Annotated in this window: 17 protein-coding genes; 3 read left to right on the top strand and 14 right to left on the bottom strand. The window is 64.3% G+C overall.

Features of this window, described 5'->3' with window-relative positions:
* Window position 1: 1 nt before the first annotated feature.
* The 8 genes from scpA to JJE66_RS24715 form a co-directional block, all read right to left on the bottom strand.
* Window positions 2-2,158, bottom strand: a complete 2,157-nt coding sequence (gene scpA / locus JJE66_RS24750; protein WP_200517081.1) for a methylmalonyl-CoA mutase — start codon at window positions 2,156-2,158, stop codon at window positions 2-4.
* A 22-nt stretch (window positions 2,159-2,180) separates the two neighbouring features.
* Window positions 2,181-2,645, bottom strand: coding sequence for a GFA family protein (locus tag JJE66_RS24745; protein ID WP_200517080.1), 465 nt, complete (start codon window positions 2,643-2,645; stop codon window positions 2,181-2,183).
* Complete coding sequence (locus JJE66_RS24740) at window positions 2,642-4,513, bottom strand: methylmalonyl-CoA mutase family protein (RefSeq protein WP_200517079.1); 1,872 nt, start codon at window positions 4,511-4,513, stop codon at window positions 2,642-2,644. Before JJE66_RS24740 ends, JJE66_RS24745 begins: the two co-directional genes overlap by 4 nt.
* A gap of 81 nt (window positions 4,514-4,594) precedes the next feature.
* The gene (folK, locus tag JJE66_RS24735; RefSeq protein ID WP_200517078.1) at window positions 4,595-5,086 is read right to left on the bottom strand and encodes a 2-amino-4-hydroxy-6-hydroxymethyldihydropteridine diphosphokinase; all 492 of its coding nucleotides are present in this window, start codon (window positions 5,084-5,086) and stop codon (window positions 4,595-4,597) included.
* Between the two features lies 1 nt (window position 5,087).
* Complete coding sequence (gene folB, locus JJE66_RS24730) at window positions 5,088-5,456, bottom strand: dihydroneopterin aldolase (protein WP_129269276.1); 369 nt, start codon at window positions 5,454-5,456, stop codon at window positions 5,088-5,090.
* Entirely contained in the window at window positions 5,453-6,325 is an 873-nt protein-coding gene (folP, locus tag JJE66_RS24725) for a dihydropteroate synthase (RefSeq protein ID WP_200517077.1), read from the bottom strand. Before folP ends, folB begins: the two co-directional genes overlap by 4 nt.
* 135 nt (window positions 6,326-6,460) lie before the next feature.
* On the bottom strand, window positions 6,461-6,868 hold the full coding sequence (locus tag JJE66_RS24720; protein WP_200517076.1) for a DUF4332 domain-containing protein: 408 nt from the start codon (window positions 6,866-6,868) through the stop codon (window positions 6,461-6,463).
* A gap of 24 nt (window positions 6,869-6,892) precedes the next feature.
* Window positions 6,893-7,258: a DUF2267 domain-containing protein gene (locus tag JJE66_RS24715; protein ID WP_200517075.1), complete on the bottom strand. Its 366-nt coding sequence runs from the start codon at window positions 7,256-7,258 to the stop codon at window positions 6,893-6,895.
* A gap of 362 nt (window positions 7,259-7,620) precedes the next feature.
* On the opposite strand from JJE66_RS24715, the gene JJE66_RS24710 reads away from it, so the two are divergent.
* The 3 genes from JJE66_RS24710 to JJE66_RS24700 all read left to right on the top strand — a co-directional run bounded on the left by JJE66_RS24710 (window position 7,621) and on the right by JJE66_RS24700 (window position 12,179).
* A complete protein-coding gene (locus JJE66_RS24710) occupies window positions 7,621-9,243 on the top strand; it encodes a helicase HerA-like domain-containing protein (RefSeq protein ID WP_200517074.1) in 1,623 nt (540 codons plus the stop codon).
* Between the two features lie 143 nt (window positions 9,244-9,386).
* Window positions 9,387-10,745 carry a glycosyltransferase family 87 protein gene (locus tag JJE66_RS24705; RefSeq protein ID WP_200517073.1) on the top strand — a complete coding sequence of 453 codons (1,359 nt, stop codon included), beginning with the start codon at window positions 9,387-9,389 and terminating at the stop codon, window positions 10,743-10,745.
* Between the two features lie 24 nt (window positions 10,746-10,769).
* Window positions 10,770-12,179 (top strand): M20/M25/M40 family metallo-hydrolase, encoded by a 1,410-nt coding sequence (locus JJE66_RS24700; protein ID WP_200517072.1) that lies wholly within the window; start codon window positions 10,770-10,772, stop codon window positions 12,177-12,179.
* Window positions 12,180-12,204: 25 nt separating this feature from the next.
* On the opposite strand, the gene JJE66_RS24695 is transcribed toward JJE66_RS24700, so the two are convergent.
* The 6 genes from JJE66_RS24695 to JJE66_RS24670 are packed head-to-tail and all read right to left on the bottom strand — an operon-like array spanning window position 12,205 to window position 16,623.
* Window positions 12,205-13,749, bottom strand: a complete 1,545-nt coding sequence (locus JJE66_RS24695) for a response regulator (protein WP_200517071.1) — start codon at window positions 13,747-13,749, stop codon at window positions 12,205-12,207.
* Window positions 13,750-13,764: 15 nt separating this feature from the next.
* Window positions 13,765-14,226 carry a response regulator gene (locus JJE66_RS24690; RefSeq protein WP_246756524.1) on the bottom strand — a complete coding sequence of 154 codons (462 nt, stop codon included), beginning with the start codon at window positions 14,224-14,226 and terminating at the stop codon, window positions 13,765-13,767.
* Window position 14,227: 1 nt separating this feature from the next.
* A complete protein-coding gene (locus tag JJE66_RS24685) occupies window positions 14,228-15,235 on the bottom strand; it encodes an ATP-binding protein (protein ID WP_200517070.1) in 1,008 nt (335 codons plus the stop codon).
* A complete protein-coding gene (locus JJE66_RS24680) occupies window positions 15,232-15,867 on the bottom strand; it encodes a SpoIIE family protein phosphatase (RefSeq protein WP_200517069.1) in 636 nt (211 codons plus the stop codon). The genes JJE66_RS24685 and JJE66_RS24680 overlap by 4 nt, the downstream gene beginning before the upstream one ends.
* Window positions 15,855-16,259: an anti-sigma regulatory factor gene (locus tag JJE66_RS24675; protein ID WP_311979955.1), complete on the bottom strand. Its 405-nt coding sequence runs from the start codon at window positions 16,257-16,259 to the stop codon at window positions 15,855-15,857. The genes JJE66_RS24680 and JJE66_RS24675 overlap by 13 nt, the downstream gene beginning before the upstream one ends.
* The gene (locus JJE66_RS24670) at window positions 16,249-16,623 is read right to left on the bottom strand and encodes an STAS domain-containing protein (RefSeq protein WP_200517067.1); all 375 of its coding nucleotides are present in this window, start codon (window positions 16,621-16,623) and stop codon (window positions 16,249-16,251) included. The genes JJE66_RS24675 and JJE66_RS24670 overlap by 11 nt, the downstream gene beginning before the upstream one ends.
* Window positions 16,624-16,629: the final 6 nt, after the last annotated feature.

Raw genomic sequence — 16,629 nt, 5'->3', positions numbered from 1 at the left:
TTTACTCCGCCGCCTCGCTATGCCCGAGCCGGGCGTTCAGCTTGCGGATCAGCTCCTCGGCCGCGTCCGCGATCACCGTGCCCGGCGGGAAGATGGCCTCGGCGCCGGCCGCATAGAGCGCGTCATAATCCTGTGGTGGCACCACGCCGCCGACGATGATCATGATGTCCTCGCGGCCCTGCTTCTTCAGCGCGGCCTTCAATTCCGGCACTGCCGTGAGATGGGCGGCGGCGAGCGAGGAGACGCCGAGGATATGCACGTCGTTCTCGACCGCCTGCCGCGCCGCTTCGTCGGCGGTGGCAAACAGCGGCCCGATGTCGACGTCGAAGCCGATATCGGCAAACGCGGACGCGATCACCTTCTGGCCGCGATCGTGGCCGTCCTGGCCGATCTTGGCGACCAGGATGCGCGGGCGGCGGCCTTCTGCCTCCTCGAAGGCGTCGATCAGCGCCTGAACCTTCTCGACCCGGTTACCCATGCTGGACGCCTCCCGCTTGTAGACGCCGGTGATGGATTTTATTTCGGCGCGGTGCCGGCCGAACACCTTCTCCATCGCGTCCGAAATTTCGCCGACGGTCGCCTTCGCCCGTGCCGCGTCGATCGCGAGTGCCAGCAGATTGCCGTTGCCTTCGGCGGCCGAGCGCGTCAGCGCGGCGAGCGCCGCATCGACGTCCTTCTGGCTACGCTCGGATTTCAGCCGCGTCAGCTTGTCGATCTGCAAGCGCCGGACATTGGTGTTGTCGACCTTGAGGATATCGATGGGCGCCTCGTCCGTCGGCTTGTACTTGTTGACGCCGATCACCGCCTGCTTGCCGGCATCGATCCGGGCCTGGGTCTTGGCCGAGGCCTCCTCGATGCGCAGCTTCGGCACGCCGGCCTCGATGGCCTTGGCCATGCCGCCGAGCTCCTCGACCTCCTGGATATGGCCCCAGGCTTTCGCCGCGAGGTCGCGCGTCAGGCGCTCGACGTAATACGAGCCGCCCCAGGGATCGATGATGCGGGTGGTGCCGCTTTCCTGCTGCAGGAACAGCTGGGTGTTACGGGCGATGCGCGCCGAGAAATCGGTCGGCAGCGCAAGCGCCTCGTCGAGCGCGTTGGTGTGCAGCGACTGGGTGTGGCCTTGGGTTGCCGCCATCGCCTCCACCGTCGTGCGCATCACGTTGTTGAAGACGTCCTGCGCCGTCAGCGACCAGCCCGAGGTCTGGGAATGCGTGCGCAGTGACAGCGAGCGTGGGTCCTTCGGATTGAACGGCTTCAGCAGCTTTGCCCACAACAGCCGCGCAGCGCGCAACTTCGCGACTTCCATGAAGAAGTTCATGCCGATCGCCCAGAAGAACGACAGCCGCGGCGCGAAGCGGTCGACGTCCAAGCCTGCGGCAAGTCCGGCGCGCAGATATTCGACGCCGTCGGCGAGCGTATAGGCGAGCTCGAGGTCCTGCGTCGCGCCGGCTTCCTGCATGTGATAGCCGGAAATGGAAATAGAATTGTATTTCGGCATCTTCTGCGAGGTGAAGGCAAAGATGTCCGAGATGATCCGCATCGAGGGCGCGGGCGGATAGATGTAGGTGTTGCGCACCATGAACTCTTTCAGAATGTCGTTCTGAATCGTCCCTGAGAGCTTCTCCGGTGCCACGCCCTGTTCGCCGGCGGCAGCGACATAGAGCGCGAGGATCGGCAGCACCGCGCCGTTCATGGTCATGGACACGCTCATCTGGTCGAGCGGGATGCCCGCAAACAGCGTGCGCATGTCGTAGATGGAATCGATGGCCACACCGGCCATGCCGACGTCGCCGCCGACGCGCGGATGGTCAGAGTCATAGCCGCGATGGGTGGCGAGATCGAAGGCGACCGAAAGGCCCTTCTGTCCGGCAGCTAAGTTGCGGCGGTAGAACGCGTTGGAATCCTCCGCCGTGGAGAAGCCGGCATATTGCCTGACCGTCCAAGGCTGGTTGACATACATGGTCGGGTAGGGGCCGCGCAGGAACGGTGCGATGCCCGGATAGGTGTCGAGGAAATCGAGCCCGGCGAGATCAGCCTCGCCATAGGCGGGCTTCACCAGAATGCCCTCGGGCGTCAGCCACGGTTCGGCACTGCCTGAAGGGGCGGCGGTCGCGGTTCGCTCGAAGGCGACGTCGGCGAAATTGGGAATGCGGCTCATGGTTTCAACCATATCAGGGCGTTCAATCATGGTCCGGATGCTGGTGGCTGACGATGGTCGCCATCTTCTCCGGCCCGTAATTCTGCTGCGTAGTCTGGCTCGGCAGGTTGGCGATGCCGACCACCCAGCCGAGGCGGGATTCAGTTCCGAACTGACGCGTCGGCACCAGCCGGTCTGGCCGGTCGAACGCGCCGGTCATGATCTCGATCCGCTCGCCGTCGATGCGGCCGAAGCTGAGTGGGGTACCGCAGGCGGCGCAATAGCCGCGATCGGCGATCGAGGACGAGCGGAAGAACTTCGGCTCTCCCTTGGTCCACGAAAAATCCGTCCGGTTGATGTCAGCGAAGGAGGCGAACGGCGCGCCGGTCGCCTTCTGGCACATCCGGCAATGGCAGATTGAAATCTTGTTCGGCGTCGCCGTCAGTGCAAAGCGCACCGCGCCGCATTGGCAGCCGCCGGTGAGAACGGATTTGCTCGCGTCGGTCATGCCTGTTCCATCCGCAAATAGGCGTCTTGCAGCGTGGCAAGCGCATCGCCCCCGGCGAAAACAAAACCCGTGACGCCAGCGGCCCGCAGGCCCGCCTCGGCCTCAGCCGGGCGGCCTGCCAGATAGATATGTCGGCCGCCTGCGGTTTGCAGGGCCTGGGCGGCCGCTTCCGCTTGGCCGGCATAGACCCCGTCGCTGGAACAGAGGCAGGCGAGCTCCGCGCCGGAGGCCTTGAAGGCGGCGGCCAGCTTGGCCGGATCGACAAAACCCTCGTTGTCGAGGGCCTCGATGCCGCCGGCCTCGAAGAAGCTTTTTGCAAATGTCGCGCGCGCGGTGAAATCGGCCGCCGTGCCGAGATTGGCCAAAAACACCCTTGGCCGCGCACCGCGTGCCTTCAGCGCCGCATCGGATTTGTCGCGCAATGCCTCGAACGGTTGCGCGAGCCTGATCGGGATGAGCGCGTCGAACTTGAACTTCTGCTCACCGTAAGGTGCGAGCGCGATCGGCGTCGCCGTCAGCACCGCCGTCGCTCTCTCGTGCAGGTTCGGAAACTCGCTGGCTCCCGTCAGCACGTCGCGGCGCTTTGCGATGTTGGCGTCACGCGCTTTTCGCGCTGCGGCAACCTTGCTCTGGAACAGGCCCTGCTGAAGCGCCGCAAAAGCGCCGCCGGCCTTCTCGCTCTCCTGGAACAGCGCCCAGGCCGCATCGCAAAGCTGCGCCGTGAGCGTCTCGATGCCGCCGGAGCCGGCCGCGGGATCGCTGACCTTGGCGAGGTTGCTTTCTTCGAGCAGCAGAAGTTGCGTGTTGCGTGCCACGCGCCGCGCGAACGGATCGGGCAGCCCGAGCGCCAGCGTATGCGGCAGCACCGTGATCGCGTTGGCGCCGGCAAGTCCGGCTGCGAACGTCGCGATGGTTGCACGCAGCATGTTCACGTAAGGGTCACGCTGTGTCAGCATCCGCCAGGCGGTGTCGGCGGCAACGAAGAGCGGTTTGGGCGCCAGCCCGCAGGCCGTCTCGATGTGCGCCCAAAGCAGCCGCAGCGCTCGGAATTTTGCCATGCTCAAGAACTGGTCCGCATCGGCGGCAAGTCGCGCATAGACCATGCCCTGCGCCTGTTCCAGTGCAACGCCGGCGCTTTCGATCGCGCGCAGATAGGCAACACCGCAGGCGAGCACGAACGCAAGCTCCTGCACCTCCGATCCCCCTGCGTCATGGATCACACGTCCGTCGGCGGAAGCAAACGGTCCCTTGAAGCCGAGCCCGGCGAGGCCCTTGATGCCGCCGGTGACGGCGGGAACGATCTCTTCCCAGCTATAGGGACTGTGGCCCCACACCGCGCAGGCCGCGAGCGGATCGAGCCCGAAGCGGATGTCGCAGGCCGCAGGATCGATGCCGTTGCTCGTCACATATTCCGCGACATGGATCGCAGCCATCCGCGATTGCGGACCGACCTGGAGCTCGATGCCGATGCCGGCATCGAGATGAATATCCCTGAACACTTTCGCGACCGCATCGGCCGTCGGTTCCACGCCGAAGCCGTGGCTGCCATTGCCGCCGGCGAACACCAGCGAAAGTCCGGTGGCGCCGTTTTCCAGGTCCTGCAAGGCCTGCGCGTTCGCTAGCGTCGCGTCGGGATGATCGACCCGCTGCATGATCTGCCACGGTGCGGCCGCGGCCCGCCCCACCACCGGCGCAACGCCCTTGGCGCGCGGATAGAGCGGCTTGATCTTCAAGCCGTCATAGGTCTTGCCGACCAGCTTCTCGAACGGTGCGCCCTTCAGCACGCCGTCGACCAGCTTGCGCCAGTCCTCGTCCGTCGCCTTGGGAAAATCGGCCGCCAGCGGCAGATCGTCAGTCACGGAGGTCATACGGCCAAGGGCTCCCGGAAATCTTGCTGTTCGCAGGCGAAATTGCCACGGCCGGCCGTCCCTGCAAACGGTTGTTTTTGGTTAACCGGTATCCGGAAGCCGCTCAATGCCTTGCGTCGAGACGCTGGCAAGCCCGTCACGCACACGAATGCCTGAGATCACGCGGTTGGGCGCGATTTCGGCGAGTGGCACCAGCACGAAAGCGCGCTCGAACAGCCGCGGATGCGGCAAGGTCAGGTCGGGCTTCGCCATCGCCACATCGTCATAGGCGATCATGTCGAGATCGAGCGTGCGCGGGCCCCAGCGCCGCTCCTTGTCCCGGGTGCGGCCGAATTTCTGCTCGACCTTCTGCATCACGAATAATAGCGCGTGCGGATCGAGGTCGGTCTCGATCTCGACGCAGGCATTGATGAAGGGATCCTGGTCCTCGTCGCCCCAGGGCGGCGTCGCATAGTCGGAGGAGCGCGCGATCATTGCGGCTTGCGCCATGCCGCAGATATGGGCGATCGCTTTCCGGAACGTCGCGCGGACATCGCCGACATTGCCGCCGAGTGCGATCAGCACGCTCGCCATGTCAGGGATGCCGCGAGCGGGTCAGCATGATGCCGACGTCGTCGAAGATCGCGGCGATCGGCGCATGCGGCTTGTGCACGGTGATCTTCACGGCGCGGATGCGCGGGAAGTGCGACAGGATCGCGTCGGCGACCGCACCCGCTGCGCGCTCCAAAAGCTTGTAGTTGGTGTTCTTGAATGCCGCGGTCGTGGTCGCCACGACTTCGGCATAGGACACCGTATCGGCGAGCCGGTCGCTGCGCGAAGGCTCCGACAGGTCGGTGTAGAGCTCGAGATCAATGACAAAGCGCTGGCCGACTTCGGTTTCGTGCTCCATCACGCCGTGGCGCGCATGGATCGACAGGCCGGTCACGAAGATCGTATCGGTCATGGCTTGCTCTCTGGCTTGCTCTCGATTGCATGCGCGACCCGCAGGGCCTGCAAGGTCTCGGCGACGTCATGGGTCCGGATGATCTTTGCGCCGCGCTGCGCGGCGATGAGGTGCGCGGCGATCGAACCGGCAAGTCTTTCCTTCGGCTCCGACGGCGACACCGAGGCGATGAAGCGTTTTCGCGAGGCACCAACGAGGATTGGCAGGCCGAACATGTCGAGCTCGCGCAGCCGCGCCAGCGCGATCATGCTCTGCTCGGCGGTCTTGCCGAAGCCGATGCCGGGATCGAGCACGATTTTTTCGCGCGCGATGCCGGCCTTGGCGGCGATGTCGAGCGAACGCAGGAAGAACGCCTTGATGTCCGCGACGATGTCGATGGCGGAATCGACAGTCTCACGATTGTGCATGACGATGACGGGGACGCCGCGCGCGGCGATCAGCGGCGCCAAGTCGGGATCGCGCTGCAGGCCCCAGACGTCGTTGGCGATGGCCGCGCCCTGGTCGAGCGCGAAGGCTGTGACCTCCGCCTTCATGCTGTCGATCGAGACCGGCACGCCAAGCGCGACGATGCCTGCCAGCACCGGCTTCAGCCGGGTAAGCTCGTCCGCCACTGTCACCGGCTGGGCGCCTCTGTAGGGCCGGGTGGATTCGGCGCCGATATCGATGATGTCGACGCCGGCGTCGATCATCGCCCGCGCGCGCGCCAGCGCCTGCTCTGGCGCGATGAAGTCGCCGCCGTCGGAGAAAGAGTCGGGCGTCACGTTGAGCACGCCCATCACCGCCGGGAGAGGCCGGCCCACGAGCGTTCGCAGCACGTCGAGCCCGGCCGAGCCGGCCGGCGGGACGGATGGAGAGGGCGAGGCATTCATGCGCGTGGCTTTGCGCGGTCGGGGAGGGGGTGTCAAGATGGGAGGAGGGCGTCGCTGCAATGCTGGACAGTTGCCCCGATACCGCTCCACCGTCGTCCCGGCGAAGGCCCGGCCTTCGCCGGGACGACGGAAAAATCAATACGTAATCTTCGGCGGCAGCTTCCTGGCCTTGGCGATGATGTCGCCGACCGATTTTTCGGAAGGAAGGATGCGGACGAGCTTCCTTCGGTCGTTTGCCTCGCGCATGCTCTGCGCCAGCCTTGCCGGATTTCGATAGGCGAGCTCACGCACCGTGGTGACGCCGGCGGCGCGGACCAGGCCGACCTTGGCCCGGCCCATGCCGGGAATGCGCATGTAGTCGGAGACGTTGGCCCACTCCAGCAGCAGCTGCTCGCTGATGCCGGTCCTGGCCGAGAGCGCCTTGCGGCCCTTGGCGGTGCTCGCGGCTTCCAGCAGTGCGTCGGTGGTGCGGATACCCTGCGCCTTCAACTTGTTGGCGGCAAAGGCCGGCAGGCCCTCAATCTCGGAGATCGGATATGTCATGATACTCAATATAAAATGCGTCGCTCAGGCGAACTGGCTGAGGCCCGGCGTGCCGGCGATGATCTTGCCCATCTGATCCGCTCCGATTTTGTCTCGACCGAAGCGAAAAAGTTCACGGGCAATTTTCTGGATGTCGGACATGCCGAGCCCGAGGGCCATCAGGCGCGTGCCGACGGCCATCAGGCCGCCGCCCATCAGCCGCGACAGTCCGCCGCCGCTTCTCGACGCATCGATGGCCCCTTCCGCACCCGGGATCTGGTCGATCAGGGCCTGCACGCTGTCGGACGGACCTTCGCTGCGGAGGAAGCCCAGGATAATGCCGACGGTCTTTTCAGCCACAGCACTATCTATGCTGGCGTTAGTCGCCAGCCGTCCGATCAGCTCGTCCATATGGCCTGCCCCTCAGCCGGTTCACATGCCGGAGATTATTTTCGAAAAGTGATCTTGAGCCGGTGCGATGTGAAATACAAGCGATGAACGCACGCAACGTTCCGATTCATTCTCGAACACGCGAAAAGTGTTGCAGCGATGCAAGAGGGGCGAAGAAATCCATGAAAAATTGCCGCAATGCGAATGTATCGCTCCGACTTTTGGCGGATGCCGTGCGCGCAGTCTCCGACAATGTCGCATGTCGGCGATGCCTCGAATGGTTTCAATCGGCTTGCGACATGCGTTAAACTAGGGAACTGGTGGGCTCGAGTTTCAGTAAGCGAAACAGACAATAGTAAGCGAAACAGGCAATAGAGAGAGTGATGACGGCGCAGGACACCAAGCTCGGCGATACCGACGACAAGATCTTCGTCGGCAAGGGAGACGAGCAGGCCTGGCTGACGCTGGCGCTCGCTAATCGCCACGGCCTCGTCACCGGCGCGACCGGAACAGGCAAGACGGTATCGCTGCAAGTGATGGCGGAAGGCTTTGCGCGGGCCGGTGTTCCCGTGTTCGCCGCCGACATCAAGGGCGACCTCTCCGGCATCTCCGAGGTCGGGGAGGCAAAAGACTTCATCGTCAAGCGTGCCAGCGAGATGGGGCTGACCTTCGAGCCCGACCAGTTCTCGACGGTGTTCTGGGACGTGTTCGGCGAGCAGGGCCATCCGGTGCGGGCCACCATCACCGAGATGGGGCCGCTGCTGCTGGCGCGCATGCTCGATCTCAACGACGTGCAGGAGGGCGTGCTCAACGTCGCCTTCCGCGTCGCCGACGACAATGGCCTTGCTCTGATCGACATGAAGGATCTGCGGGCGTTGCTCGACGCCATCGTGCCCGACAGCGGCAAGAGGGGGCCGGACGACGGAGATGATCCGCTCGCACCGATCCGGAAGGCGGCGCAAGGATTCGGCAACGTCACCAAGGCCACCGTCGGCACGATTCAGCGCCAGCTCCTGGTGCTGGAGAACCAGGGTGGCACCAAGTTCTTCGGCGAGCCGGCGCTGACCTTGAAGGACTTCATGAAGACCGACCGCGACGGCCGCGGCATGGTCAACATTTTGGTCGCCGACAAGCTGATGCAGAGCCCGCGGCTTTACGCGACATTCCTGCTGTGGATGCTGTCAGAACTGTTCGAGGAGTTGCCCGAGGCCGGCGACCCGCCCAAACCAAAACTGGTGTTCTTCTTCGACGAGGCGCATCTGTTGTTCAACGACGCACCGAAGGCGCTGATGGACAAGATCGAGCAGGTGGTCCGCTTGATCCGCTCCAAGGGCGTCGGCGTCTATTTCGTCACGCAAAACCCGATTGACGTGCCCGATCGCGTGCTCGGGCAGATGGGCAACCGGGTGCAGCATGCATTGCGCGCCTTCACCCCGCGCGACCAGAAGGCGGTCGCCGCCGCCGCCCAGACGTTTCGGCCCAACCCGAAGCTCGACACCGCCAAGGTGATCATGGAGCTCGGCAAGGGCGAGGCGCTGGTGTCGTTCCTCGAAGGCAACGGCACGCCTGCGATGGTCGAGCGAGTGATGATCCGCCCGCCCTCGGCCCGTATTGGGCCGATCACGCCGGAAGAGCGCAAGGCGATCATGGATGCGAGCCCGGTAAAGGGCAAATACGACACTGCGATCGATGCCGAGTCTGCCTACGAAATCCTCCAGAAGCGCATCGCGCGCACCACGGCGCCGGCCGACGGCCAGGCCGGCGGAAGTGGTGGCGGCATCCTCGGCCAGATCGGCTCGATCGTCGGCACCATCTTCGGCACCAACACCGGTCGTAACCGACTGACAATGGGACAGCGCGTCGTGCGCGACGTCACGCGCACGGTCACCGACAAGGTGGTCGGCGGCGTCGTGGCCGACCTCGGCAAATCGGTAGGCGGCCAACTCGGAGGCTCGGTCGGCCGTGCGCTCGTCCGCGGAGCGCTTGGCGGACTGCTGCGAAGGTAGGCAGAACGGCCGGATTGCGGGCTGCCGGTCCGCTCCGGTTGCGCGGATGAGCGGCATTTTTGCCAGGTACAAATTCGGGTGATGGGGACTCTCCAACCGCCGGTCGGTCTGCTACGTGCTATGTGTTTCCGACTGGACATGATGTGACACCACCGACTTCATCCGATAAACCGCGCGCACTCCGCCTCCCGTCGCTGCGCGCGCCGCTCGATCTGCTCTTCCTGCTCTGCTGCGTCGTCCTCACCGCCGATGTCCTCGGGCCGGAGATCTTCGGCCACGGCAAAACCAAGGACTATGCGCTGTGGTACTGGGCCGGGCAGCAGGTGCTGCATGGCGGCCCGCTCTATCCCGGCAACATCCATCAGCAGTTCGATTTCATCTATCCGCCGCTGCCCGCGATCCTGCTGGCGATCCCGAGCTGGTTCGGCAAGATCCCGCTCTACGCCGTGCTGTCGATCCTGAACGTGGTGGCGTGGTGGTACACGGGCATTCTCTCCAACGCCATGACCGGTTCGGACCGCAATCCCGGCCCGTGGCTCGAAGCACTGCCGGCCCTCGTCACCGTGACTTTCGTGTTCGACATGTTCGATCTCGGTCAGCCGAACCTCGTCCTGCTGGCGATGATGCTCTACGGCTTCTGGAGCCTTCAACATCGGCGGTCCTGGCTCGCAGGGTTCATGTTCGCACTCGCCACGGCCATCAAGGTGTTTCCAATCGCGGTGTTGCCCTATTTGGTCTGGCGCCGGCAGTGGGCGGCGGTCGTCAGCATGATCGCCTTCATCGGCATCCTTCTCTACGTCTTGCCGGCGCCGATCCGTGGCTTCGAGCGTAACGCGGCCGAGCTCAACACCTGGTACCAGGGCATGGTCGCCTCGAGCTCGGAGAAGGGATTTGGCCAGCGCGACGAGCAGAACTGGTCATGGGTCAACCAGTCCATTATTGCGGTGACGCACCGTCTGGTTCGGCCGATCAACTACAATCAGGAAGATCCCGACAAGCCGCCGCGCACGATGAACCTCGTCGATGTCGACTACAGGACGGCCAACTGGATCGTGCTGGCGATATCGGCGTTGCTCGGCCTCGGCTTCGTCGCGGTTATGCCGCCGGCGCGGCGGCGAACCGCGCGATCGGACGCCGAGGAGCTGGGCATCCTGTTCTGCCTGATGACGGTGGCCTCGCCGCTGGCGCGACAGTATTACTTCATGTGGTTGTTCTTGCCGATGACGGTGCTGATGCATCGGGCCGCCTTCGACGCGCGGGCGGGTGTGCGGCTGGGAACCTGGCTTGCGCTCGGCGCCGCCGGCATCCTCATGCTGCTGTCGCTGCCGCCGTTTCCCAATGTCATCCAGGCTTGGGGCAATAACCTCCTCGCCACGGCGGTCCTCGCCGTTGCGCTCGCCTGGCACATCCGGCATCCGCCGGTTGCGGCTGGCTCCGACGCAGCGGCAGGGTTAAAACCGGCAGGACTAAAACCGGCAAGGCTAAAACCGCATCCGTCTTGAGACTCAAAAGTCAGGAATCCGACCATGGCCAACGCGCAGCTTCAATCCGTGCTCGACCACATCGACAAGGACTTTGACAACAGCCTGGAGCGTTTGTTCTCGCTGTTGCGGATCAAGTCGATTTCCGCAGATCCGGCCTTTGCCGGGGATTGCAAGGCGGCGGCCGAGCATCTGGCCAAGGACATCGCGAGCTTCGGCGTCGCGACCGAGGTGAGGCCGACCGCCGGCCATCCCGCCGTCGTCGGCAAGACCAAGGCGGACATCAAGGCGGGCGGACGGCCGCATGTGATCTTCTACGGCCATTACGACGTGCAGCCGGTCGATCCGCTCGAGCTCTGGCACCGTCCGCCGTTCGAGCCCGTGGTCACCGATCATACCGACGGCCGCAAGATCATCGTCGCGCGCGGCGCCGAGGACGACAAGGGCCAGGTGATGACCTTCGTCGAGGCCTGCCGTGCCTGGAAGAAAGTCACGGGATCGCTGCCGATCGACATCACCTTCCTGATCGAAGGCGAGGAGGAGGTCGGCTCCAAGAATTTCGTGCCGTTCGTCGAGACCAACAAGGACGAGTTCAAGGCTGATTACGTGCTGGTGTGCGACGCCGGCATGTGGGACCCGAACACGCCGGCGATCACCACGGCGCTGCGCGGCCTGCTCTATGAAGAGGTGAAGATCACCGCCGCCAGCCGCGATTTGCATTCCGGCGTGTTCGGCGGCACGGCGATGAACCCGATCCGGGTGCTGACCAAAATTCTCGGTGGGCTGTTCGACGACGACAACCGCATCACCATTCCCGGCTTCTATGATGGCGTGAAGGACACCCCGCCGGAGATTCTGGAGCAGTGGAAGAAGCTCGACTTCACGCCGGAAACGTTTCTCAAGCCGATCGGCCTGTCAATCCCGGCCGGCGAGAAGGGACGCCTGCTGGTCGAGCAGGCCTCCACGCGTCCGACCTGCGATGTCAACGGCATCTGGGGCGGCTATATCGGCGAGGGCTCCAAGACGGTGATCCCGTCGCATGCCTCGGCCAAGGTCTCGTTCCGGCTCGTTCAGGGTCAGAATCCCCAAAAAATCCGCAAGGCCTTCCGCGATTACGTGACCGCCCGGATTCCCGGCGATTGCAAGGTCGAGTTCGGCGACCATTCCGCCGCGCCGGCCGTGGCGCTCGACTGGAACATGAAGCCGCTCGCCGCGGCCAGGAAGGCCTTGACCGAGGAATGGGGCAAGGAGACCGTGCTGATGGGCTCCGGCGCCTCGATCCCGATCGTCGCCGATTTCAAGCGCGCGCTTGGGCTCGACTCGCTGCTCGTCGGTTTCGGGCTCGACGACGACAACATCCACTCGCCGAACGAGAAGTACGATCTGCGCAGTTTCCAGAAAGGCATCCGCTCCTGGGCACGGATCCTCGCCGCGCTGGCGGAGGTGAAGAGCTGATCGCAAGAAGCTCAGTGCAGGAAAGTCAGCGCATGAGTTCCTGCACGAGGTTTCTGAGCGCAGTGAACTTGAAGGGCTTGTCGATCGTGCGATGCGGGAATCTGTCCAGAAAAGCGGATGCTTCGGCGGAGAAGGCGCCCCCGGTCATGAATACGACCTTGTCGGCGAGTGCGGGACCGATCTGTAACAACGCTTGGTGAAACTCGATGCCCGTCATCTGCGGCATCATGACATCCGAGAGGATCAGGTCGAAGTGATCGCCTCTTTCGATGAGCTGAAGGGCTTGCTTTGCGGATTGGAGGATCGTGACGTCGTGTTCGCTCGACAATATGCGTTCGATCGTTGCACACAACATCGGTTCATCGTCAACGACGAGAAGCCTGCCCCTTCGCTTGATGCTTTGCGCGGCCACGGGGGCCTCGACCGTGGGCAGCGACGTCCCGGCGCGAGGCAGGGACACGCTGAATGTCGTGCCGTGTCCGGGGCGGCTTTCGACGGAAATGTCGCCGCCGAAACTCGAGACGATGCGATGGCAGATGGCCAGGCCGAGGCCGGTGCCGACGCTGTCAGGCTTGGTGGTGAAGAACGGATCGAAGATGCGGGAGACGATTTCGGGCGCCATGCCGGAGCCGGTATCGCTGATCTGGACCACCACACGGTTGTTCTCGCCACCTCGTATCGACAGCTTGATCGTGTTCTCGCTGGCCCGGCCCTCGGGGATAGCCTGGGAAGCATTGACGACCAGGTTGAGGAAGACCTGACCGAGCCGCGCCTCGTTTCCATGGACCGGAGGGACCGTGTCGTAGTGTCTGACAACGCTGGCCCGATGCCGGATCTCATTGGAGGCCATTCTCACGGCCGACTCCAGCACGCGCTCGATATCGACCGGTCCGCGTTGCTCCTCATTGGATGAACGCGAGAAGATCTTGAGATCGCGGGCGATGTTGCTGACCCGTTCGGCGGCTTCGTGCGCATCGCGCAATGGTCCGATCAGCGCATCGCGGAGCGGGTCGGCCGGCGCAGGCGCGCCGCTGACAGGCGCTTCCAGCTGCTGTAGGACAATCTCGAGATTGGCCAGGACCACCGCCAGCGGATTGTTGATCTCGTGCGCAACGCTCGCCGAGAGCATGCCGACCGATGCCATGCGTTCGGAGATCAGCAGCTGCTCGCGCATCTTTTTGCGCTCGGCGCGCGCGGCGGCCTCGCGCAATTCGCGGTCGATGGCGGGCAAGAGGCGCGCCATGGCGCCCTTGGGCATGAAATCATTGGCGCCGGCGCGCATCGCCTCGACTGCGGTCTCTTCGCCGATCGTCCCCGAAACGATGATGAAGGGAAGGTCAAAGCCGCGCCTGCGCACCAGCTCCAAGGCGGCCGGCGCGCTGAACCGCGGCATCGAATAGTCGGAGAGCACAATGTCCCAGGCCTCCCGGTCGAGCGCGGCATTCAGGGCCTCCGCCGTCTCGACCCGCTCCGAACTGAGCTCATAACCACCGCGATTGAGCTCGCGCCTCAGCAATGTGGCGTCGCGCTCATCGTCTTCGACGATCAATGCCTTGAGCAGCTTTGTCATCGGAAGTTCCCGCCCTCAGGATGTCCCGCCCAGCGGCGGCATGGTGTTGAGAAGAAGCCAGTACAGCCCGAGCTGCCGCACGGCCTCGGTGAAGGCGACGAAATCCACTGGCTTGCGCACATAGCTGTTGGTGCCGAGCCGATATCCTTCCAGGATGTCCCGTTCTTCCACGGAAGAGGTCAGGATCACGACCGGCAGCAGCCGCGTGGTCTCGTTGGCGCGTATGCGGCGCAGGACCTCCAGCCCGTCGATTTTCGGAAGCTTGAGGTCGAGCAGCACCAGTTGCGGCAAAGCCCCTGCGGGGGTCCCGTCCGATCCCAGCAGATAGTTGAGCGCCTCGGCTCCGTCACGCGCCACCACGACGGCGGCCTGGAAGTTGTGCCTCTCGAGGGCGCGCCGGGTCAGGGCCTCGTCTTTGGGATTGTCCTCGACCAGCAGGATGCGCTTGTCTTGGAACATCGCAGCCTCAGCCGCCATATCAGGTGCTCCAAAGTGTGAAGAAGAAAGTTGCGCCGCGGTCGACTTCGCTCTCGGCCCAGATCCGGCCGCGATGGCGCTTCACGACCCGCTGCACGGTCGCCAAGCCGATGCCGGTCCCTTCGAATTCGGCTGCCGAATGCAGCCGCTGGAACGCGCCGAACAGTTTGTCGGCATATGCCATATCGAAGCCGGCGCCATTGTCGCTCACAAAATAGATGCATTCGCCGTTGTGCTTCCGGCAACCCACCTCAATCCTCGCTACGGCGCGGTCGCGCGTGAACTTCCAGGCGTTTCCGAGCAGGTTTTCCAGCACACTCTGAAGCAACCGGGCATCGCCGTGGTTGGTCATCTCATCGGCAACCACGGTCTCCACCACGCGGCCGGGGGCCGTCCTCCGGAGTTGCGCGAAGACGCTGCGCGCGATCCCTGCAATGTCGATCGCTTCGCGGCGCAGTTCGCTCCGCGTCACGCGCGACAGGGCGAGCAAGCCGTCGATCAAGGCGGCCATATCCTGCGCCGCTTCGCGCACGTAACGCAGATGACGTTTTCCCGCGTCATCGAGCGCTCCGGCGCAATCCTCCAGAACGGCCTGACTGAAGCCGTCGACGCTGCGCAACGGGGCGCGCAGATCGTGCGCCACCGAATAGCTGAAGGCCTCGAGCTCGCGATTGGCGGCATCGGTTGCGGCCTTGGCCTGCAGCAGGTCCGCGTTCGCGATGGAAAGCAGCCGATTCGCCTCGCGATAGCCGCGCATGGTCATTTCAAAGGGCGAGAGACTTTCGGCGAGGAATTCCGCGGCTCGGTCGAGCCGCAGCGATCCGGAGCCGGCCAATGTCGCTAGCGCCTCATGATGAAGCGCGACGATGTCGAGCACGCCGACGCCGCCGGCGAGCGCCTTGCGTCCGAGTTCGTGGGCGTGCAATCGCGCGGCTTCGTCCGCCTCGATGAGATAGCCGCCGAGGCTTCCGGCGTATTCCCGGCGAATCTCCTCTCGCGTCGGGATCATGGAATGTCCCCGATCACACGGGCGATGAGGACGAGAGCGTCATCGGTGTCCTTGCCGTATCTGCGCAGGATGTGGTCGGCGGCTTCCTGCGGCTGCCAGCCGATCGGGGATTCCATGCTGAAGGCGCCGTCAATGCCGTCAGTCGTGAAGACCAGCGTATCGCCGGGAGCGAGCGGAAGCGTCGCCTGACGAAGCGGTGGAATTTGATAGCCGACAACTCCGCCCCGGTGTGCCAGCGACTCGCGCGGCGGGACCGCGTTGGCGCGATACAATGTGCCATCGACGTTTCCCACGCCCAGCCAGGTCAGCTCGCGACCCCGTGCCTCGACCATCGCCACGCTGAGCACAACGCCGCGGCTCCTCTGGAGCGCCGCATGACATCGCTCTATCAAGATTATGACGGGTTCGCCGAGATGGTCATGCAGGGTCGCCGCGGCGATCCGCGATGCGAGTGCCGCCTCCGGGCCATGCCCGAGGCCGTCGATGGCGGCAATCAGCACGCCTCCCGAAAAGGCCTCGATAAAATGCAGGTCACCCGACTCCGGTTCGCCGTGCAACGCGCGGGACGCCACGCCCCATTCGACGGAGCCTGCGCGTGCGTTGGGAGAGTGTGCCCCGGTCATGCCTTCCATTTCCGCATGATCACGGTCGTTCCTCGTCCGACCGCCGAGTCGATCTCGAAATCGTCCATCAGCCGCCTGGAGCCCGGCAAACCGAGGCCGAGGCTGTTGCCGGTGGAGTAGCCGTCGCGCATGGCGCGTTCGATATCAGGGATGCCAGGTCCCTCGTCCCGGGCAACGACGAGGATGCCGCGCTTGCCGTTCTTCTCGGCGATGCTGAGATCGATATCGCCGTGGCCGGCATACACAACGATGTTTCGTGCAACTTCCGAGATCGCGGTGGCGATGAGCGTGAGGTCGCTGCCGGTAAATCCGATTTGCTGCGCGAGCTCGCGCCCTTTCTGCCGCGCCTCTACGATGTCGCCGTCGCGTGTGATGGCAACGCGGGTGGCGTCAGCGGTCACCGGATGTCCCCCCGTCCGGCTGCGGACGCATGCGCGCGAGGCCCTCATCGAGATCGAGGGCGGTTTCGATGCCGTCGAGCGTGAGCCCGAGCTGGACCATCGCAAAGGCGACGTCGGGCTGGATGCCCACGATCACCGTATTGGCGCCGCGCAGCTTGGTCGCATGCGCGATGCCCCTCAATGTGCGTGTCGCGAACGAATCCATCACGTCGAGCGCACTGACGTCGATGGCAACGATGCGCGAACGGAAATGACCGATCTTGTCGGCCAGCTCGTCCTTGAGCTGGATCAGATCCCGATCGGTTGGAGCAGCCTGAAGGCTTGCGATCAGGACGGCGCCTTGCTTCAGGATGGGGATCGCCATGGCGCG

Origin of the sequence: Bradyrhizobium diazoefficiens (genome assembly GCF_016612535.1) — a bacterium.
GTDB classification, from domain to species: domain Bacteria; phylum Pseudomonadota; class Alphaproteobacteria; order Rhizobiales; family Xanthobacteraceae; genus Bradyrhizobium; species Bradyrhizobium diazoefficiens_C.
Note: the sequence above shows the minus strand (reverse complement) of the source record. Positions and strands in the feature narration are given on the sequence as shown.